This is a genomic window from Verrucomicrobiia bacterium (genome assembly GCA_036405135.1).
GTDB lineage: Bacteria > Verrucomicrobiota > Verrucomicrobiia > Limisphaerales > JAEYXS01 > JAEYXS01.
On record DASWYF010000038.1, the window covers coordinates 43,457 to 63,463 of the forward strand.

The window sequence follows — 20,007 nt, forward strand, 5'->3', positions numbered from 1 at the left end:
GCAGGACCACAGCTCTCCGGCGCCGATGACTTCATTCAAAAATTGGGCAGAACAATATTCAACGGCCGCTCCGGCAGTGCAGGGGGGGATGGAGAATCAAGGTGTGAATCTGGCCCGCCAGCGCCGTGCATTGTTGGAGTCAATGATCAAAACAAATCCGGCATTGGCGATCTCATTGAGTGTTCCTGTGAGCGTGCGAGACCGTCTTCCGGCCAACGTGCAGGCAGAGCTGGAAACGAAGGTATCCGGGCAGGGCGATCTCCAAGTGCTTTGCGCGCTTCCTTCCCGGTTGACCCGAATCCCTCAGCAGGGCGTTTTTACCACGGTGACGTTGAACGGCACCGTTTACAACGCGTATACCTATGGACGGCGTTCCGGCCAGACTACCAAGATCGGCGTGCCGCTTCACGGTATCGCGGTTGGCTCCCTGCTTGCCTTGCATGAAAGCCCTGTTCGTGAATTGGAACCGGGTGAGTTTCAGGTGTTGAATCTGCCAGCGGTCAATCTGGCGGACGGTGCCGCCAGTGGAGTGACGGCGGTGATCGGTGATCAGGTCTATACCTTTGCCAGCAGGGGGCAACTTCAGGAAGCCGCCCGTCAACTGGAAGAGGCTGAAACAGGTTTCAGCCCCGCGCCCAAGCAATCAGCCGCTTCAATTCTTCAGCCTGGCACGACTGCAGCCGCCGTTCCCAATCTGGGCAGTCCATGGACTGAGGGCCTGAAAAACGTTTTGATCATCCGGGTTGATTTTTCTGATGTGCCGGGAGACCCGCGGAGCCGCGGGGCATCGCCGACAATTTACACCGCAGCCTACGTCAAGAATCTGGCGGATACGGAGGTGAATCCATACTACATCACCAGTTCCTACGGAAAGACCAGTCTGACCAACACGGTGACCAGCCAGCTCTATCGCATGCCCAATCCGGCGTCATTTTACGCGACGAATTTCAACGTGGATGCGATGCATCTGCATGCGCGCACTCTGGCTTCGTCCAACTACAATATCGCGAGTTACGACCGTATCGTGGTCTTGTTTTCCCCATTGGAAAATCTAGCCAATTCGACGATCACCTTTGGCGGCCTCGCTCAGCTTGGCGCTACGAATCTGTGGGTCAATGGGGAATGGGATTTCCGCATCTACTCGCATGAGCTGGGGCATACATACGGCTTGATTCACGGTAATCTGTGGCAGGTGACGGGTGCCAACCCGGCCAACTTGGGTGGCACCAGCGTGGAGTACGGTGATGATTTTGAGACCCAAGGTGCGAACTTTGCGGACACGCCGCTGGTGGATTTCAACCCGTGGTTCAAGAACATGCTGGATTGGATTCCGAACACGAACATCATCACGGTGACTTCCAACGGCACCTATCGTGTCAGCCGCTTCGACCATTCGCCGGGCACTGGTATCTTGGCGCTGAGAATCCCGAAGGACGGCACCCGCAATTACTGGGTGGCTTGCAAACGCTCTTTCACGAACAACACCTCGATGAACACAGGCGCGTATATTTTTTGGGGTTACAATGTCAATGCCAACAGTGACCTGCTGGATATGACCACACCCGGAGTGGGAGTGCAGGATGCTGCGTTGGGGCTGTCGCGCTCCTTCGTGGATACTAACGCGAACATCACCATCACGCCGGTGGCCAACGGCATTGTGGGCGGTGTTCAATATCTGGATGTGCAGGTTCTGCTCGGCCCCAATACCAACGTGGTGACCATCGATGCCGACAATCCTCAAGTGGTTGAAAACGACACGGGGACGACCAACATCACCTTCAATATCGGTCTTTCTGGCCCGACCACCTCACCTGTGACTGTCAATTATCTCTTGAGTTCGGTGACTGCGGTGGTGGGAACGGATGTCGTAGCAACGAATGGCACGGTCACCTTCAATGCCGGTCAAACCAATGTTACAGTGACGGCGCAGGTGATCGGTGATTTGGAGGTCGAGGTGAATGAGTATTTCCGCCTGACGCTAACGAATGCTTCCATCAACGCGAGCATCTTCCAGACGGGCGGCATCGGCACAATCATAGACGACGATCTGGAAGGCGTGGTTGACTTGATTGTGAATCCAAATACCAACGCGCTGCAACTGGTCTCCGCGTTGATCAACACGAACAGCGGGCTGATCGTGCGTGGGGTCCAGTTGAAAGCACACGGCACAGGCAGCAGCCTGAGCGCTGGCACTTATCAGCTGGTAGGGCCGACAACGCCACATACATATGGGCTCACACGTCCGGGCATTGTCCTGTCATCCGGTGATGTTGATGACTATGAAACCGGTCCCAATTACATAAACGGTCTTACGACAGCCTTTAATGTTCCTGCGGATTCGGCCCAAGAAACTCTCTTGGACAAAATCACCGGTGGTGGTTGGGATCATTATGATGCCACCCAGCTGGATGTGTATTTCGACGTAGCACCTGGCTCGAACAATGTGACGTTCCAGATCGTCTTCGGTTCAGAGGAGTATCCGGACTTCGTCAACTCCCCGTTTGTGGACGGGTTCGGCATCTTCCTGAACGGGACCAACATCGCCTTTGAGAATCTACGACCAGTGAACATCAATCATCCTTCCTTCACCCCAGTGGCGGGAACCGAGCTTAATGGATTGTTGGCACCCGGTGGACAGGCTGTGCTGACTTTCTCGACCTTGGTTGTGCCCAATTCCGTCAGCAACCGCCTGACATTTATCGTGGCAGATACTACGGACGCGTCTTTGGACACGACGGTCTACATATCATCTCTGGCAGCGGTCGAGCCGCCGCCATTGCCGATCGCAACAGTATTTGATGCTTTGCCGGTGATCGAAGGCAACTCCTTCACCAACATCGCATTTGAAGTGCGGTTGTCGTTAGTGTCCACCCAAAAGGTGACGATGTCTTATTTTGCTGCGAACGGCAGCGCCAAGCGCGGAGAGGATTTCTTGAACACCTCTGGAACGCTCACCTTCCTGCCGGGTGTGACAAATGCCTTCATCAATGTCCCGATCGTGGGCGATCTGTATGATGAACCTGACGAGGGGTTCTCAGTGGTCATTTTCTCGCCAACGAATGCCTACATCGGACGTGCCCAAGCCTTTTCATCCATCTTGGATGATGATTTGCAAGCGGCGAAGATCAGCGTTGCGGATGGCACTATCACAGAAGGCGATTCGGGCACCATTGATTTTTCATTCACCGTGAAGCTGTCTGAGCCAAGCGGGCATGTGGTGAAGGTGAATTATGGAACGGCCCCGGGAACGGCTGCGGTGGGGCTGGATTATATCCCAGTGTCGGGGACGCTGGCTTTTGAGCCGGGACAGACGAATCAGACGATCACTGTCAAGGTGGTCGGGGATACAATCTTTGAAAACAGTGAAACGTTCTTCCTTAACATATCCAGTCCTGTTTTCGCCACGATTGACGACAACCAAGGACAGGCGACTATAACGGACAATGACGTGGCACCGGCGGTCAATGTGGCGGATGCCTCGGTGGCTGAGGGAGATGCCGGCACGGCGAGCCTTACCTTTAATGTGACGCTCTCCAATCCGTCTGCATCGGCGGTGACGGTGAATTATGCGACGGCCAATGGGACTGCTACCACGGCCGATTCAGATTATGCTGCCACTTCAGGTGTGTTGACATTTACGCCGGGCGAAGTGCAGGCGAGCGTGACCGTGCTGGTGAATGGAGATCTGGCGGAAGAAGCGAACGAAACGTTCACGTTGAGTCTGAGCGGTGCAGTAAATGCCACTGCGGGAGATATGTCTGCCACTGGCACGATCCTTAATGATGATGGACCACATCTGTCCATCGCCTCCGTCAGCGTGCGCGAAGGGGCTGCGGCCACGACGACCAACGCGGTCTTCACGGTGACGTTGATCAAGCCGGATGCGGATACAGTATCGGTGGAATATGAGGTCATCGCTGGTACTGCCACTGCGGGAGCGGATTATGTCACCACCAGCGGCAGCCTGTCGTTCCCGAGCGGAATCACCAGTCGCGAGATCACGGTGGTGGTAAACGGGGATGATGGCGGTGAAAACAATGAAACCTTCACGGTCCGGTTGAAGAATGTGGTGAATGGAACAATTGCCAATAGTGATGCGACGGGGACTATCATTGATGACGATACCATTGCAAACCTGACAGCAGGACTGCATCTGCCCTCCACCAATATCTATGTGGCCCATCCTTTCACGGTGACATTGACCGTCACCAATCTAGGGACGTTCGGCGCGACCAATGTCGTGCTCGAGCATCCGTTGCCAGCCGGTTTCCAATTGCTTTCCTCGACCTTTGCTGCCGGGGCCGGCACAGTCAGCCAGACGGGTGGCACAGTTCGCGGTGTGGTGCCATTCTTGTTGGTCGGCCAATCAGCCCAGCTTTCATTACAGGTCGTTGGCAACACGGCTGGCAGCACGGAGTTTGTGGCGAATGTCAGTTCCACGCAATTTGACGAGGATCAGAGTGATAACTCTGTGAGCCTCGATAAGGAATTGCTTGTGCCGACGGTTGCCATCCAGTCCGCCGGGAGCCTGCTGGTCGCTGAAAGTCTGACGCCAGCCAATCGTGGTCTGGATTCCGGTGAGACGGTGACGATGACCTTCTCATTGAGGAACGTGGGTAATATCGGCACCACCAATCTGGTGGCTGTATTGCGAAATGAATCTGGTGTCACCACTGGTGAACCCGCCAAGGTGTATGGCTCTATCTCAGCGGATGGGACGGTTGTAGGAAGGGACTTTGTGTTCTCTGTACAAGGTGCAGGCGGTTCCACTGTTTCTGCGGTGTTGGATATTTATGACCTGACGGGAGGAAATACTAATTCGTTGGGCAGTATCACTTACAATTACCAGCTGGCCGAGAGCGTTACAGCTACCGGTGGTGCGGTGACGATCCCGGCGGTTGGCCAGGCAGAGACCTACCCGACCACGGTGAACATTGCCGGTTTACAGGGGCGTGTTTCGAAGGTGACTGTGCAGCTTGCCGGCATCACACATGGGTTCCCGGATGACTTGGACATTCTGCTGGTGGCACCGAATGGCAAGGGAGTGGTGCTTATGTCGGATGCGGGCGCGGGATTGGATTTGGTGAATGTCAACCTGACCATTACGGACAGCGCGACGGCCAGCCTCCCTGATTCGGCCAAGATCAACAGCGGTGTATACAAACCCACGAACCATGGCGGCAGTGATACTTTCCCTCTGGCACCGAGCGGGCCTTACGGTACGAATCTCGCCTCCTTTACTGGCATTGTGCCGAATGGCGACTGGCAGTTATACATCGTGGACGATGGTGCCGGAGATGGCGGTTCCATCACGGGTTGGAGTTTGATTATTGAGACGACCATACCGGCTGATCCGGTGGCGGAACTGGTGGTCAGCGGCATCGTTTCTCCGAATCCGTCATACGTGGGGCAGAACTTCACCTACACCGTGGCAGTCGCCAACATGGGGCCGGCAGCGGCCACCAATTTGCGTTTGACGAGCATGCTGCCGACGGGTGTCACGTTTGTGAACGGAGTGCCTGCGCCAGCATTGGTTTCGGGTAGCGAGGTGAGGTTTGACTTGGGCGCCCTTGCGGTCGGTAACACAGCGACGGTGACGATTGAAGCGGTCAGCAGCGGAGCTGGCACGCCCACGAATATCGTGAGTGTGGTTGCAAATGAGATCGATCTGCAGCCGGGCAATAACACAGCGGCGATCGGTCTCCGCGTGAACCGGGTGACGACTCTCTCTCCAGATGCCGGTTCAAGTTCTGGTGGCAATTTCACCTTGAATCTGGCCGGCCAGCCTGGCTTGACATATGTAATCGAAGTTTCTACGAACTTGGTGAACTGGACCCCGATCTTCACCAACACTACGTTGAATGGTGCGGTCAGCTTTACCGACACCAACTCGATTGGTAAAGGTCTGCGGTTCTACCGTGCCTTGGAGCAATAGTCTGCAGTTCAGGATAATCTTAAAAAATCAAAAGGCCGCTCCAAGGAGCGGCCTTTTTGCTTTTGAAATGATTCAAACTGACTATTCCACGATCTTCAACTGATAGGGCGGGGATACTTTACTGTCGTTCAGCCGGGTGGGAACGGTTGTGTATTTGAAGTCGAATTTGTAATGGTAATTCAGGAACTTGCCGTCATTCGCGACGGGGACCAAGGCTTCCCATCGGTTGGTGAGGAGCTGGGTTTGCCGCATGGCGTATTCGTTGGTACCTACGATGACCTTTGGGGCGATGGTATCATAGCGTATGCTGCGCTGGTTGCTTCGCCATTCAGCCTCGATGAGGTACAGGCCGGAATTATTGCGCGGTTGCTGTTTCGGCGTGAGGTTGACGATGGAACTGGAGGTGCAACCGGTCAGGCCCAAGGCCAGCAGCCCCAACGTCAATGCTTTGCTAGTGAAACCCATATTTCAGCCAAGCCTGTCATATGGGGCGAAGTATTGTAAAGGTGGATTTGGCCTTAGAGGGTTGGGAATGTTAAAATTACCCAAAAGGGATGGAAAAACCGGTTGACCATGATCGCCGCTGGCCGATACCTTTCCCGCTCAATTTTTGGTCATATATGTTTTCATTTATTAGACGGCATCAGTATCTGGCGATGGTTTTTATCCTGCTGGTCATCGCCAGTTTCGTGATATTCTTCACCGACCGCTCGCACTTGGGTGGTGGAGAAAGCGCTTCGTTTGGATCTATCGACGGTCGCCCGGTCACCCGGTCTGAGTATATGAATGCGCGTAATGAGGCGATGCTGACGCATTTCTTCCGTTTCCGTGACTGGCCGAGGGCAGGTTCCATGGCGGAGCAAATGGGCTGGAAATTGGAGCAGCAAACCATGGAGCGCATCATGCTCGCCCGACGCCTGAAAGAGGGTAATATGATTGTGGGCGAGGAAGCGGTGGCCAAACAGGTGGCGCAGCTTTTTCGCGGAGACGGTCAAACCAGCATCCGGGATGCTTACAACAACTTTATCGAGCAACGCCTCAAGCCGCAGGGATTGACAGATGCGGATTTCCGCCGCTTTTTGCAGCACGAACTGGGCGGAGCGCAATTAGGTGCTTTGCACAGTTCAGGGGGACGCTTGGTGACGCCTGCGATGGCGGAGGCTGCCTATCGTTTTGAAAACCAGCGGGTGGAAACCAAAACTGTATCCTTTCAGGCTACCAATTATGTGGCCAAGGCCAAGGTAGGCATCGACCCGGCAGCGTTGACCCAGTATTACAGCAACCAAGTGGCAAATTACAATTTGCCCACGCGGGTGCAGGTTTCCTATGTGACTTTCGAATCGATAAATTATCTGGCCGAGGCCGCATCACTCATGGTCAAGAACACCAATCTGAACGCGATCGTGGAGCAGATTTACAAGCAGCGCGGCAGTAATTCCTTCACCGATGAGAAGGGCGTGATTTTGTCTGCAGACAAGGCGAAGGAAAAGATCCGCGATGAAGCACGCACAGAGGAGGCATCCCGTATCGCCCAGCAAAAAGCCTATGAATTTGCGGCTGAACTGCAGGAGATGGAGCCATTGTCCGCTGGCAACCTGGCCGGTCTGGCCGGGAGGAAAGGTTTCAAGGTTTTCGAGACGGAACCGTTTTCCGCCTTGGACGGCCCCAAAGGCATCAAGGAGTCTTCGCAGTTTTCCCAGCAGGCGTTTGCGCTGAACAACCAGCAGCCGTTTGCGCCGGAGCCGGTCCGTTCAGGGGATGATTTTTATGTAATCGCCTTCAAGAACCGGTTGCCTTCCATGCCACAGCCGTTTGAAGTGGTGAAGGCAAAGGTGGAGGCGGATTATGTCCAGCATCGCGCGATGCAGCTTGCCCGTGAGGCAGGAATCAATTTTGGCCAGGCGGTGACAAATGGACTGGCTGCCGGGAAAAAATTCACTGATATCGCCAAAGAGCATAAAGCATCGGTTGTGAATGTGGCTCCGTTTGGTCGTCAAAGCGGTGCGGTCCCGGAGCTGGAATCGCTGCGTATTTCGCCGTTCCAGTACCGTTCGTCAGCCTTTGCGCACAAAGCCGGTGAGAGCAGCGGTTTTGTTTCATCCGGAGACGGGGGGTTTGTGTTGTTGGTGGAGAAGTTTCTGCCGGCGGATGAGACCAAGATGAAGTCGGAATTCAAAGAGTATCTTACCACGCTTCGCTCCCGGCAGGCCAGCCTTGTTTACAACGAATGGATGACCGGCCAGTTGCTGAACGCTGGCGTGGGTTCGGAAAAGTAGCCTGAACCAGTGCAAAGTTTATGAGCAATCCGGCGATTCGATTGAGTGCGCCGGAGTTGCGCCTCTCGTGGGAGATCCCAGTTGTTTACGAAGATGAACATCTGCTGGCGGTGGACAAGCCCGCCCAGTTGCTGAGTTCTCCGGACCGCTACGATCCGAATCGCCCCAACTTGATGCGTCTTCTGCATCAGGGGATTGAACGTCAGGCACCTTGGGCCAGGGAACGCGGTCTCACCTACCTGTCTAACGCCCATCGTCTTGATTTTGAGACCAGCGGCGTGATCTTGCTGGCCAAGAACAAGCCGGCGCTGGTCGATCTGGCCAATCAGTTCGGTTCTGAGAAAACCGGCAAAGTCTATGTGGCACTAGTCCATGGCACGCCATATGAGCGCGAGTTTCAGGTGGATCAGAAACTGGCTCCGGATGACCGGCGTCCCGGCTTGATGCGGGTGGCTCCAAGGCAGGGAAAGAAGAGCCTCACTAAGTTCGAGGTCCGGGAATTGTATCGCGGCTACACGCTGATGCGTTGCCTGCCGAAAACGGGGAGAACTCACCAGATCCGCGTGCATCTTTGCTGGGCACGAATGCCTATCGTGGCGGATACAGTGTATAGCGGACAGCCGCTTTATCTCTCGCAGATCAAGCGTGCTTATCGGCCAGGGAAGGGGACTCAGGAGAAGCCTTTGATGGGGCGTGTAGCATTGCACGCCGAGTCTTTGACATTTACCCATCCCGTCACCAAGACGGAGGTGACAGTGGAAGCGGAGTGGCCGAAGGACCTGAAGGTGGCGGTGAAATATCTCCGTCAATTCGTCGGTGGTGCGTCACTGATGGTGCGCCCGCCAGAGAAGAAGAACAAGTTTGTAGGCGATGATGACGGCCATGCCGAGCATGAAGACGCCGGAGACGTGGGAGAGGCGTAGCAGGGTGCGGTCGGAGAATTTGCCGTGTCCCAGCGATACACCGTAGCTAAGGATGGTGAACCAGGAAAGCGCGCCGCACGCCACGCCCAAGACACAGGAAGCCTTGCTGCGCAGAGTCGGAGCCACCAGTTCATGGGAGATGAATGAGGCGGAGATGGTGATCCAGAAGAGGAGGATGGCAGGGTTGGCCAGTACGCGGATAAATCCCGTCAAGAACGCTGTGGGGTGATGGATTTTTCTTTCGATGCGTTCTTCCAGACGTTCCACTGATTCTGGATTTACGCTTAATTTTTTTGCCCTTAAAAACTGGATGCCCAGATAAAGCACCAGGATAAAGCTCACCAGTTCCAAGCAGGAACGGAGGAGTTTGGAGGTGAAGAGTTCTGAAAAGCCAGTGAAGCCCACGAAACTATAGATGCTTTCCATCACCACGGCACCAAGTCCGATGAAAAATGCCCACCGGAAACCGCGCTGAGCACCTTCCTGAACAATGGTGACATTGATCGGGCCCACGGGGATCGAACTGATAAATCCCGTGGCAAATCCTGTGACGAACGCCAGTAACATTGGCGGTATGCGCAACCAGTCCATCATTTGAAATCAAAATCCCGGCCTGTCCTTCAAGCTGATTTCTCAGGGCCGGTATCCTCATCCTCCTCATCTTCAATATCACGGCGCATCTGTTTGGAGATGCGCGGGCGAATGAATCCGTAAAGCAGATACAACACAAAAAACAGCGGTAGCACCACCGGCAAAAGTTTATCCCATAAGAAGACAAAAAATGCGATGATCAAGATGATGGCGACCATTTTGTGGAAGGGCCGTTTGGTGCGCCAGTTGATTTTCTTAAACGAAGGGTAACGGACTTCGCTCACCATCATCAGTGAGAGGAAAACCAGGATGAACGGCATCACATAGCGCCAGTTGCCGCCGATGAAGGCCTTTTCATCGATCCACATGATGAACAGCGTCAAGGAGGCGACCACGCCAGCAGCAGCAGGTATGGGAAAACCGGTGAAATCATCGGAAGCGGGCCGGTTGGGCATTACTGCCAGACAGTTGAAACGGGCCAGCCGCAAAGCACCACATATGAGATACATGGCGGCGATAAACCAGCCGATCTGGGCATTGTTCACAAACACATCGTGCAACACGATGCGATGCACCAGAAAGGCAGGTGCCACGCCGAACGAGACCACATCGGCCAGCGAATCGAACTCGCGTCCAAAAGGACTTTCATGCCCACCCATGCGGGCTACTCGGCCGTCCAGCAAGTCGAAGATGCACGCGAGCAGAATGAAAAAAAGTGCCTGACGGATATTGTCATATGGGGCGGTGAGATCCGCCTCGACGATGCGTGTGATGGCCAAGAAACCGCAGAAAAGATTGCCTGCCGTCATCAGGTTGGGCAGGAAATAAATCTTCAGTTTCTCCGGATCCTCCGTCGGCTCTTTTTTTACATCAGGCGCAGACATATCTGGGGAGGAGCTTCATGAGAGGCTCCAGCCGTGTTACAAGTTCAAGATATGCGCGGTTCATGCGCTATGCAAAGACGTATTTTCCATTGCTTTTTCTTTTCGTCTGTCAAACAGCCGCTAGATTGGGCGCGATTTGCAGCCGTCATGAAGAACATCGTTTATTTCGATCTCGAAACACAGAAGTCTGCCGAAGAAGTCGGCGGCTGGAACAACATCCGCGACATGCGGATGAGTGTGGGTGTCACTTACAGCACGGCACGTGGTGATTACCGCATTTACGGTGAGAAGGAAGTGAACGAGTTGATCAAGGAATTGATGCGCGCTGACCTTGTCGTGGGCTTCAACAATCTGCGTTTCGATTACGAAGTGTTGCACGGCTACACGGTGATGGATCTGAAGCAGATCCCCACACTGGATATGCTGGTGGATCTGCAGAAGGCATTGCAGCACCGTCTGTCCCTAGATTCAGTCGCACACGCTTCATTGGGTGTGGAGAAGACTGCTGAAGGCTTGCAGGCCATCAAGTGGTTCCGTGAGGGCAAGATGATGGAGATCGCGGAATATTGCTGCTACGACGTGAAGATCACGAAGCTCGTGCACGAATACGGTGCTTCAAACAAACAGGTGTTTTACAACAACAAGTTCGGCACCAAGATGTCCGTCGGCGTGGGCTGGTAAAAGCCGCCGACTGTTAGCGACGGGGTGACAGAGCTGTATTGGCGCGGCGCAGCTTGTTAGAGAGGTCCATGGCCACATTGCGCATGACCACCATGCCCAAGTGTGGCTCGCGCTGGACCAGTTCGCTGAACGCACTGCGCTGAATCACCAGGAGAATGCTCGCCTGGCTCGCCACGGCGTGAGCGCCGCGGGCAGCACCATCAAGGAAGGCGAGTTCGCCGAAGATCTGGCCGCTGGTCACTGAAGCGATCGGGGCGGAATTTTCTTCCAATACGATGTCCACCTGGCCGCGCATGACGATGAACGCTTCCTTGCCGGAATCACCCTTGCTGAAAACGCGCTCTGCCGGTCGGTAGAGTTTTTGAGTGAAGAGGCGGGCGATCTTGCGCAATTCGCCATCACCCAGACCTTCGAAGATGGGCAGGCCGCGCAGCAGATTGATGATGGCGACGCCGATCTTCTGGTCTTGGAAGTTGTAATCGACGATCTTGACGATGCCTTGGGCGTGTGTGGTCAGAGAGGTGTTCTCGAGCGCGTAACCCATGTTCAGTTTCACGAGCTTGACCACGTCTGCATAACGTTCCGCCTTGGAATAAAAGGCCGGCAGATAGGCGATGGGGACGAAGCCGAGCTGTTCGGCGCTCTTCAAGAGGCGGGGTGCGGACATCAGGATGTCCACTTCAATATAGACGGCGCTAAGCTGGTCTTGAGCCACTTTGACCACGTGATGGAGCATGGAGCCCATCGAGAGATCGTCTGAGGAGAAGGAATCTGTGATGCGGACGCACCGATCCTGTTCATCCAGATAGAAAGCGATGCCAGCGACCACTTTTTCATCCCTCTGACCCAAGTAGGTCCGAAGCTGGGAAGGATTGGCCATGCGTAGGTAGCCAAGACCGCGGTTGTATGATCCCGAGATTTCAGGCGAAGGATTGGCCGATTCGGCCTGCATGCGCCAGAGATCGAAATCATCCGCAGTCGATTCGTGGAAGGTAAGTTCCGTCTTGAGCGGATAACCTGTGACACCATCACGTACGGAGATGGGGGTGCTGGACTGGATGCGGTCCAAGACTGCTTGGGCCAATTCGCTGATCTGTGGCAGTGAATCGGACAAGGGCAGACGCGTGGAGAGGACTTCACCGAAGAAATGGACGTAGAACAGCACGCCTTCACGGGAGCGATGCAGGTGCTTGAACGGTTGGTAACCGACGCAAACGTAACCCTGCTTCTCGAAAAGGATCTGCTGGCTGTTATCCGAGGCCAGAACGCGAACGACGATCAGATGCTTCTCTTTGGCGCTGAGGTCTTCGATATGGCGCAGGAGGCCTTCAGCGGCACCGTTATGATGGCTTTCCGGGCGGAAAAGATTGCGACCCAGATTGGTGACGGGATTACCGGTCGCACCTGAAGGTCCGAGAGTGGAGATGGCTGCCTGGATTTTACCATCCAATACGGCGACGTAGGTGCGGTTCTCGCTACCGGGTTGAAGCTGACTGGTGACCCAATTGATGTCGTAGACCTCGGCAGCGGGGAAGTCTCCCCCGAGCGCAGAGCGCAGCAAATCAAGCCATTGTGGTGCGTCTTGAGGGGTTGCTTCTCGGATGTTTAATCCCATGGGAAAGAAAAAGGTTAACCAGCGCTGTATCCGTTTAAACGGCGCATGAAAATTAGTGGTGCCCGCGACAGGACTTGAACCTGTACGATGTTACTCACTAGAACCTGAATCTAGCGCGTCTGCCAATTCCGCCACGCGGGCACATTCCGTAATCTGTCGCCGAGCTTTCTTACGAGTCCGGTCTCAAATGACGTGCGGGTAATTATGAGAATGAGCGGCTTTGGAGCAAGTGAAATTCATACGTTTTTATTGTCAGGGCCTTTCGACCCTGAAAATTGTTGTGAGCCGTTTTTTTGTGCAGGTGATGCTTGGGGCGAGTTTCACGCGCGATGTGTGAAACTCCCGCTTCTTTTGGATTGGTACGCGTGGAAAAGGCCGTTTTTCGGGGTGGCACAGACGCTGCTAATAATTTTTCAAATGAATGTTGACACTGTCTGTTAAGTACACAAATAGTGTCGCTCGCAACCCAGTAAAACCATGAACCAACCTATGTATACTCGTCGTAATCGGGCATTCACGCTGATTGAGTTGCTGGTGGTGATCGCGATCATCGCGATTCTCGCCGGTATGCTCCTGCCTGCGCTCGCCAAGGCCAAAGCCAAAGCCCAACGTATCAAGTGCTCCAGCAACCTGAAGCAGGTCGCCCTGTCCTTCAAGATGTTTGCTGGTGACAATGAACAGCAATTCCCGGGCAAGCTGGACGTGAACAAGTTCGCCCAGTCCAACCGCATGGCCTACCGTCACTTCCTCATGATCTCCAACGAGCTCGGCTCGACCAAGATCCTGATCTGCCCTGGTGACGTGATCCGTCAGCCGAACGTTTCTCAGATCTTCGGTGTTGATGATTCTCCGAACAACCTCTTGGGTCTCGCCAGCCAGTCGAACAAGTCGGTGAGCTATTTCGTGGGTGTTGAAGCTGACGAAACCAAGCCGAACATGTTGCTGACCGGTGACCGTAACTTGGGCACGAACAACCTGATGGTGTTCGCTTCCGGCACTAACTATTACACGGTGCTGACCTCGGTTGACGCTGCTGCGAATCCGGAAGCTCAGTGGTCTGAGCTCGCGACCAACAACATCGCGCCTCACCACGACAACGCTGGTAACTATGCTCTCGCTGACGGTTCCGTTCAGCAGGCCAGCTCTGATCGTTTGAAGGAAGCTCTGCGTCTCTCCCGCCAGTCATACGGCGCGAACGCGAACCGCATCAACTTCCCGCATAGCGATACGACTGGTGCGCCCTAATCGGCCCTTATCAGTCTGATTCTTCAAGAGGCACTCGCAAGAGTGCCTCTTTTTTTGTCTTATTTTGAAATCGAAAAAACGGACTTTATAATGGGATGGTGATGCGTTTTCCCAAACGTTCTGGATCCAGCAGCCTGTCAAAGTGAAAGGGAGGTCGCTTCAATGATTTTAGACAGGGGAGTAAGCGGGCGAAATCCTGTTAGCCGTTCGAGTTTATTTACGGATGGTTTGCGGCGCAGCATGTCCTCGAAACCTGCGGGATACACTTCATTATAAGCTTTAAGAACGATCTTAGATCTGGATCCGAGCATGGATATGATCCGGTCCGCCAGTGCGTAAATGGAGATTTCTTCCGTGCTGCCGATGTTGACTACTTCGCCGATGGCAGATGGTGTGCGGGCGAGGCGCCACAGCGCTTCTACAGTGTCGCCTACATAGCAAAAGCAGCGCGTTTGCTCGCCATTGCCATAGACTTCTATCGGGGTTCCAGCCTTTGCCGAGGTGATGAATCGTGGCAGCACCATGCCATACCGGCCGGTCTGGCGAGGCCCGACGGTATTGAAAAGCCGGACTACTGTGGATGGCAGATGCTTCTCTTTGTGATGAGCCAGCGCGAGGAATTCATCCATCAGTTTGGAGCAGGCATAGGACCAGCGTCCCAAATGAGGAGGGCCGATAGTCAGATCATCATCTTCTGAAAATTCTGGTTTGCTGCTTTTGCCGTAGACTTCAGATGTAGATGCGATGAGCACTGGAGTGTTGTGCTTGCTGGCGGCAGTGAGGATGGCTTCCGTTTCGCGCAGATTGTTTTCAATCGTATAGATGGGGGAGCGGACGACCAGTTCAACCCCTACAGCGGCGGCCAGATGAAATACTTGCCTGCTGTCAGCCACGTGATCTTCCAAGTCTCCCAGTTCAGATACCCGGGATTGGATAGTTTTGAGGTTTGGATGGTCGCGGAGTGTTGAGAGATTTTCCCATCGCCCGGTGGAAATATCATCGATCACCAACACTTTTTCGCCCTCCGCCAAAAGTCGATGCACCAAATGGGAGCCGATAAATCCCGCTCCACCCGTTACCACTATGTGTCCTGCCCTATTGTTCATTGGTGCTGCTGGTCGAGGCAGTTCCGGCAGGTGAGCCGTAAACCGCCGAGATATTTCAGTTATGTGGATTCAGGTTGCCCCAAGACTTGGCGGGGTGCCAGTGCGTTTTCTGGCGAAAAATGCCTATTCAAAGCGGAAGAGTATCCAAGGATGGGTTTAAGTTGAACCAATGCTTGTGAAAAAAATCACAAACTTCTTGCGTCCAAGTTGTGCGGCGGCATAGTGGAACGCCTACCGGACATGCCGGTGATGTTTGATGCAAACGAACACGGAAATTGGCTATAATTCGAAGGTTGAAGGCGAAGTGATCGTCACTCGCGTGGATGCCGCGCTGAACTGGTTCCGCAAGAACTCGGTTTGGCCCATGCCCATGGGGTTGGCCTGCTGCGCCATCGAATTGATGGCCGCCGGTGCCAGCCGCTTCGATATTTCGCGTTTTGGCGCGGAAGTGATGCGTTTTTCGCCCCGTCAATCGGACGTGATGATTGTTGCGGGCACGGTGACTTACAAGATGGCCTTGGCCGTGCGTCGTATCTATGACCAAATGCCGGAGCCTAAGTGGGTGATCGCAATGGGGGCCTGCGCCTCCACAGGCGGCATGTATCGCAGCTATGCGGTACTGCAAGGTGTGGATAACATCGTGCCGGTGGATGTCTATGTGGCCGGTTGCCCGCCGCGCCCTGAAGCTTTGCTCGACGCTTTGATGAAGCTGCAAAAGAAGATTGAGACGCAGCCCGTGGTGAAGGATTTGGTCATCACGACTTCCGGTAAACAGGCCGCATAAGCGCCTGATAATCAACAAGTTTTCTTACCATGTCCGCATTGGATTTGGCACAAAAGTTAAAAGCGCAATTTGGTGATTTGCTCACCATAGCCGCTGAATTCCGTGGTGAAATCACGGTGCAAGTGGCTGATGCTGAAAAGATTGCCGAAGTCTGCGCCTTCGCTAAGAAGGAATTGGGCTTCGATTATCTCATTGATATCAGCAGCTTGGACCATTACGGCGATGACCCGCGCTTCACGGTGGTCTATGAGCTGTCTGGTATCGGACATAACCAGCACATCCGCCTCAAAACCAACGTCAGTGAAGAGAAGTCCGAACTGCCGACGGTCACGACGGTCTGGCGCACGGCCAACTGGCATGAGCGTGAAATTTACGACATGATGGGTATCCGGTTCACCGGTCACCCTGATTTGCGCCGTATCTTGATGTGGGATGGTTATCCGTATTTCCCTCTGCGCAAGGACTTTCCGTTGGCAGGCAAGCCGAGTGATCTGCCGACGGTGGCCTTCACCAAGCCCGCTCCGCTGGAAGGCGGCCCGTTCGTCACGGTGGCGGGTGGCAAGGACTCCATCGCCCGCGAGCCGCGTGCACGGATTCCAGAACAGAATTAGCCGATTTTTTAGCCGAAGCGAATGAGCACGGTTCAAGACATAGAATTTAAGGACGCAAGCGCCCGCGCTGCTGAAGCGCTGGCGAACTCGCCGACATTGACGGAAGACGGCGAGATGGTGGGCGAGAAGATGGTCCTGAACATGGGCCCGTCTCACCCGGCCACGCACGGCGTGCTGCGCATCCTGCTGGAGCTGGACGGCGAGATCATTTCCAAGGCGGTTCCCGATGTCGGTTATCTGCATCGCGGTGACGAGAAGATCGCGGAGAACATGACGTTCAACCAGTTCATCCCGTACACGGATCGACTGGACTACCTTGCTCCTTTGGCGAACAACGTCGCCTACGTGATGGCGGTGGAGAAGCTCTTGGGCATCGAAAAACAGATCCCCGAGCGTTGCCAATATATCCGTGTGATCTGCTGCGAGTTGGGCCGTATCCAGGCGCATTTGCTGGGCTTGGGCGCCTTCGCGATGGATGTCGGTGCGCTGACGGTGTTCCTCCATACATTCACGGAACGTGAAAAAATTTATAACATTTGTGAAGCGCTGACCGGTGCGCGTTTTACGACGAGCTACACGCGTGTCGGTGGTCTTTCGCGTGATATTCCTCCGGGCTGGGTGGATATGGTCCGCCAGTTCTGCGATGAAGTCGTGGTGAACTTCGATGAGAGCGAGCAATTGCTCACGCGCAATCCAATCTTCATCGATCGTACGAAGGGTTTGGGCGTCATCTCGAAGGAGATGGCCATCGATTACGGTCTGTCCGGCCCGAACCTGCGCGGTAGCGGTGTGAATCACGATTTGCGCAAGGCTTCGCCGTATCTGGTTTACGATCGTCTGAAGTTCGAGGTGCCGATTGGTTCCGTGGGTGATTGCTTTGACCGTTACTTGGTCCGCATGGAAGAGATGCGTCAGAGCGTGAGCATCATCCGCCAGTGCTTGGATCAATTGCCCGGTGGTCCGATCAATGTCCCGGATGGCAAGGTCGTTTTGCCGCCGAAGGACAAGGTCATGACCAAGATGGAAGAGCTGATCCATCAGTTCATGCTGGTGACGCAAGGCCAGAACGCGCCCGCTGGTGAAGTCTATTTCGGTGCGGAAAATCCGAAGGGTGAGCTGGGCTTTTACATTTGCAGCAAGGGCGGCGGTACGCCGTTCCGCCTGAAGATCCGCGCTCCATCATTTGTGAACCTCAGCGTGGTGGCCGAGTTGATGCCCGGCCACATGATGAGTGATACGGTCGCGATCTTGGGTTCGCTCGATTTCGTGATGGGTGAGTGTGACCGCTAGTTTTTGCAGAGGAAACTGAACATGAGTTTTACGGTTACAGCCAGTTTTGAAGCCGAGATCGATGAGTTGATCTCGCACTATCCCGTGAACAAACGGAGTGCGTCGCTCATGCTTTTGCACGCCACGCAGGAGCAGTATGGCTACATCTCGAAGGAAGCCATCGAGTGGATTGCCGGCAAGCTCGGGCTTCAGCCGATCAACGTGTATGAACTCGTCACGTTCTACCCGATGTTCCGTCAGGAACAGCCGGGCAAGTACGTGTTGAAGGTCTGCCGCACGCTGAGCTGCGCGCTCGGTGGTTCGCACAAGCTGCACGATCACTTGTGCAGCAAGTTCGGCATGGACCCGCACAAGCATGGTTTGCAGACGTCGAAGGACGGCAAGTTTTCCGTGGAATTCGTGGAGTGTCTCGCCAGTTGCGGAACCGCACCGGTCATGATGTGCAACGAAGACTTTTACGAGAGTGTCAGCAACGAAAAGGCTGAGGAAATTTTGAAGAAGTGCTCATGAATGGCTGCCCGACATGGATTCGAACCATGACAAACAGATTCAGAATCTGTTGTGCTACCGTTACACCATCAGGCAATCCAGAGCGCGAAGAAACGTAGTGGTTTTCAGTTTTTAGTCAAGCTGTTGTATGCCGCAGGAATATAAATTAATTTTGAAGAACGCCGACTCGCCGGGTTACACCCCGGATATCGAGTGCTACCTGCGTCACGGCGGTTACGAGGAGTTGAAGAAGGCGCTCGCCCTGCCAGTCAAGGACTTGGCCGACGGCAAGAAGATGACCGCCCAGGAGCAGATCCGCGACGAGGTGCTGAAGTCCGGTCTGCGCGGTCGTGGTGGTGCCGGTTTCTCGGCGGGCCTGAAATGGTCCTTCGTGGACCGCAAGAGCGGCAAGCCTATCTACCTGATCTGCAACGCTGACGAATCGGAACCGGGTACTTTCAAGGACCGTCAGATCCTGCATAAAGATCCGCATCAATTGATCGAAGGCATGGTGATGTCCTGCTTTGCCAATGATGTGAAGCTGGCCTACATCTACATCCGCGGCGAGTTCCCGAAGGGTGCCAAGATTTTGAATCAGGCACTGAAGGAAGCCCGGGAAAAAGGTTTCCTCGGTAAGAACATCCTCGGCACGGGCGTGGAGTGCGAGATTTACGTGCATCGCGGTGCGGGTGCTTACATCTGTGGTGAGGAAACGGGCTTGATCGAATCGCTGGAAGGCAAGCGTGCCTATCCGCGCATCAAGCCGCCTTACTTCCCGGCAGTGCTCGGTCTCTACATGTGCCCGACCATCGTGAACAACGTGGAGACGTTGTGCCATGTGAAGCACATCATGAAGATGGGCGCGGGCGAATACGCCAAGCTCGGCACGCCGAACAATACCGGCACGCGTATCGTGAGCTTGAGCGGTCTGGTGAACAAGCCCGGCTATTACGAAGTGGAAGTCGGCAAGGCCACCATCGGCGAACTGATTTTCGATCCGCAATTCGGCAACGGTTTGCGTCCGGGGCGTTCTTTGAAGGCCATCATTCCTGGTGGTTCTTCCTCCAAGATTTTGAAGGCGGGCGAGAAGTATAAGCTCAAGAAAAAGGGCGCGGATGGCCAGATGGTCACCGTGGAAACCGATCTGCTCGATCTGCCTTACGATTTCGATTCGCTCATGCAGGCGGGCACCATGTCCGGTTCCGGTGCTATCATCGTGATGGATGATTCCGTGGACATCGTGGAAGCGCTCGCGAACCTCTCCGAATTCTACGCGCACGAGAGCTGCGGCCAATGCACGCCGTGCCGTGAAGGTTCCCTGTGGATGAGCAAGGCCCTGCACCGCATGACCCACGGTCATGGCCGGAAGCAGGATGCGGATTACCTCCTGAACATCGCCCAGAACATCCAGGGCCGTACGATCTGCGCCTTCGGCGAAGCGTGCGCCTGGCCGGTGCTGAGCTTTGTGAAGAAGTTCAAAGATGATTTTGAAGCGAAGGGTGCGGCGGATGAGGCGAAACACGGTGGAGCCGGTCCGTCGAAGGAAATGAAAATCGCCGCCAGCCCGAATCACTGAC

The 20,007-nt window shown here is 54.6% G+C and carries 15 protein-coding genes and 2 tRNA genes; 10 read left to right on the plus strand and 7 right to left on the minus strand.

Annotation, left to right across the window (positions count from 1 at the left end):
• Nucleotides 1-25: 25 nt before the first annotated feature.
• A complete protein-coding gene (locus tag VGH19_18760) occupies nt 26-5,935 on the plus strand; it encodes a Calx-beta domain-containing protein (GenBank protein HEY1173418.1) in 5,910 nt (1,969 codons plus the stop codon).
• A gap of 81 nt (nt 5,936-6,016) precedes the next feature.
• On the opposite strand, the gene VGH19_18765 is transcribed toward VGH19_18760, so the two are convergent.
• On the minus strand, nt 6,017-6,400 hold the full coding sequence (locus tag VGH19_18765) for a hypothetical protein (protein HEY1173419.1): 384 nt from the start codon (nt 6,398-6,400) through the stop codon (nt 6,017-6,019).
• Between the two features lie 155 nt (nt 6,401-6,555).
• Between VGH19_18765 and VGH19_18770 the strand changes: the two genes are divergently transcribed.
• Together VGH19_18770 and VGH19_18775 are read left to right on the plus strand one after the other, a co-directional pair.
• The gene (locus VGH19_18770) at nt 6,556-8,211 is read left to right on the plus strand and encodes a SurA N-terminal domain-containing protein (GenBank protein ID HEY1173420.1); all 1,656 of its coding nucleotides are present in this window, start codon (nt 6,556-6,558) and stop codon (nt 8,209-8,211) included.
• Between the two features lie 20 nt (nt 8,212-8,231).
• Nucleotides 8,232-9,134 (plus strand): RluA family pseudouridine synthase, encoded by a 903-nt coding sequence (locus tag VGH19_18775; protein ID HEY1173421.1) that lies wholly within the window; start codon nt 8,232-8,234, stop codon nt 9,132-9,134.
• Here the strand turns inward: VGH19_18775 and VGH19_18780 are convergent.
• Together VGH19_18780 and pssA are read right to left on the minus strand one after the other, a co-directional pair.
• Nucleotides 9,036-9,701 (minus strand): LysE family translocator, encoded by a 666-nt coding sequence (locus VGH19_18780; protein HEY1173422.1) that lies wholly within the window; start codon nt 9,699-9,701, stop codon nt 9,036-9,038. The two genes, VGH19_18775 and VGH19_18780, sit on opposite strands and share 99 nt — an antisense overlap.
• A gap of 53 nt (nt 9,702-9,754) precedes the next feature.
• A complete protein-coding gene (pssA, locus tag VGH19_18785; GenBank protein ID HEY1173423.1) occupies nt 9,755-10,609 on the minus strand; it encodes a CDP-diacylglycerol--serine O-phosphatidyltransferase in 855 nt (284 codons plus the stop codon).
• A 147-nt stretch (nt 10,610-10,756) separates the two neighbouring features.
• On the opposite strand from pssA, the gene VGH19_18790 reads away from it, so the two are divergent.
• The gene (locus tag VGH19_18790; protein ID HEY1173424.1) at nt 10,757-11,290 is read left to right on the plus strand and encodes a ribonuclease H-like domain-containing protein; all 534 of its coding nucleotides are present in this window, start codon (nt 10,757-10,759) and stop codon (nt 11,288-11,290) included.
• 13 nt (nt 11,291-11,303) lie between these two features.
• On the opposite strand, the gene VGH19_18795 is transcribed toward VGH19_18790, so the two are convergent.
• Nucleotides 11,304-12,905: a cyclic nucleotide-binding domain-containing protein gene (locus VGH19_18795; GenBank protein HEY1173425.1), complete on the minus strand. Its 1,602-nt coding sequence runs from the start codon at nt 12,903-12,905 to the stop codon at nt 11,304-11,306.
• Between the two features lie 56 nt (nt 12,906-12,961).
• Nucleotides 12,962-13,046 (minus strand) — tRNA-Leu (locus VGH19_18800).
• Between the two features lie 348 nt (nt 13,047-13,394).
• Between VGH19_18800 and VGH19_18805 the strand changes: the two genes are divergently transcribed.
• Complete coding sequence (locus VGH19_18805) at nt 13,395-14,150, plus strand: type II secretion system protein (GenBank protein ID HEY1173426.1); 756 nt, start codon at nt 13,395-13,397, stop codon at nt 14,148-14,150.
• Nucleotides 14,151-14,287: 137 nt separating this feature from the next.
• On the opposite strand, the gene VGH19_18810 is transcribed toward VGH19_18805, so the two are convergent.
• The gene (locus VGH19_18810; GenBank protein ID HEY1173427.1) at nt 14,288-15,256 is read right to left on the minus strand and encodes an NAD-dependent epimerase/dehydratase family protein; all 969 of its coding nucleotides are present in this window, start codon (nt 15,254-15,256) and stop codon (nt 14,288-14,290) included.
• 256 nt (nt 15,257-15,512) lie between these two features.
• Here VGH19_18810 and nuoB point away from each other — a divergent pair, with 256 nt between their 5' ends.
• The 4 genes from nuoB to VGH19_18830 are packed head-to-tail and all read left to right on the plus strand — an operon-like array spanning nt 15,513 to nt 18,451.
• Nucleotides 15,513-16,040 (plus strand): NADH-quinone oxidoreductase subunit NuoB, encoded by a 528-nt coding sequence (gene nuoB, locus VGH19_18815; protein HEY1173428.1) that lies wholly within the window; start codon nt 15,513-15,515, stop codon nt 16,038-16,040.
• Between the two features lie 29 nt (nt 16,041-16,069).
• On the plus strand, nt 16,070-16,651 hold the full coding sequence (locus VGH19_18820) for an NADH-quinone oxidoreductase subunit C (GenBank protein ID HEY1173429.1): 582 nt from the start codon (nt 16,070-16,072) through the stop codon (nt 16,649-16,651).
• 21 nt (nt 16,652-16,672) lie between these two features.
• Nucleotides 16,673-17,941: an NADH dehydrogenase (quinone) subunit D gene (nuoD, locus tag VGH19_18825; protein ID HEY1173430.1), complete on the plus strand. Its 1,269-nt coding sequence runs from the start codon at nt 16,673-16,675 to the stop codon at nt 17,939-17,941.
• 21 nt (nt 17,942-17,962) lie between these two features.
• On the plus strand, nt 17,963-18,451 hold the full coding sequence (locus VGH19_18830) for an NAD(P)H-dependent oxidoreductase subunit E (GenBank protein ID HEY1173431.1): 489 nt from the start codon (nt 17,963-17,965) through the stop codon (nt 18,449-18,451).
• A 1-nt stretch (nt 18,452) separates the two neighbouring features.
• On the opposite strand, the gene VGH19_18835 is transcribed toward VGH19_18830, so the two are convergent.
• A tRNA-Gln gene (locus VGH19_18835) sits at nt 18,453-18,526 on the minus strand.
• A 52-nt stretch (nt 18,527-18,578) separates the two neighbouring features.
• Between VGH19_18835 and nuoF the strand changes: the two genes are divergently transcribed.
• The gene (gene nuoF, locus VGH19_18840) at nt 18,579-20,006 is read left to right on the plus strand and encodes an NADH-quinone oxidoreductase subunit NuoF (GenBank protein HEY1173432.1); all 1,428 of its coding nucleotides are present in this window, start codon (nt 18,579-18,581) and stop codon (nt 20,004-20,006) included.
• Nucleotide 20,007 lies beyond the last annotated feature (1 nt).

Coding starts and splice junctions, on each gene's coding strand:
- pssA (HEY1173423.1), bottom strand. CDS start 10,609: ATGTCTGCGCCTGATGTAAAAAAAGAGCCGACGGAGGATCCGGAGAAA.
- VGH19_18795 (HEY1173425.1), bottom strand. CDS start 12,905: ATGGGATTAAACATCCGAGAAGCAACCCCTCAAGACGCACCACAATGG.
- nuoD (HEY1173430.1), top strand. CDS start 16,673: ATGAGCACGGTTCAAGACATAGAATTTAAGGACGCAAGCGCCCGCGCT.
- VGH19_18780 (HEY1173422.1), bottom strand. CDS start 9,701: ATGTTACTGGCGTTCGTCACAGGATTTGCCACGGGATTTATCAGTTCG.
- VGH19_18810 (HEY1173427.1), bottom strand. CDS start 15,256: ATGAACAATAGGGCAGGACACATAGTGGTAACGGGTGGAGCGGGATTT.
- VGH19_18770 (HEY1173420.1), top strand. CDS start 6,556: ATGTTTTCATTTATTAGACGGCATCAGTATCTGGCGATGGTTTTTATC.
- VGH19_18775 (HEY1173421.1), top strand. CDS start 8,232: ATGAGCAATCCGGCGATTCGATTGAGTGCGCCGGAGTTGCGCCTCTCG.
- VGH19_18820 (HEY1173429.1), top strand. CDS start 16,070: ATGTCCGCATTGGATTTGGCACAAAAGTTAAAAGCGCAATTTGGTGAT.
- VGH19_18830 (HEY1173431.1), top strand. CDS start 17,963: ATGAGTTTTACGGTTACAGCCAGTTTTGAAGCCGAGATCGATGAGTTG.
- VGH19_18760 (HEY1173418.1), top strand. CDS start 26: ATGACTTCATTCAAAAATTGGGCAGAACAATATTCAACGGCCGCTCCG.
- VGH19_18805 (HEY1173426.1), top strand. CDS start 13,395: ATGTATACTCGTCGTAATCGGGCATTCACGCTGATTGAGTTGCTGGTG.
- VGH19_18790 (HEY1173424.1), top strand. CDS start 10,757: ATGAAGAACATCGTTTATTTCGATCTCGAAACACAGAAGTCTGCCGAA.
- nuoB (HEY1173428.1), top strand. CDS start 15,513: ATGCAAACGAACACGGAAATTGGCTATAATTCGAAGGTTGAAGGCGAA.
- VGH19_18765 (HEY1173419.1), bottom strand. CDS start 6,400: ATGGGTTTCACTAGCAAAGCATTGACGTTGGGGCTGCTGGCCTTGGGC.
- nuoF (HEY1173432.1), top strand. CDS start 18,579: ATGCCGCAGGAATATAAATTAATTTTGAAGAACGCCGACTCGCCGGGT.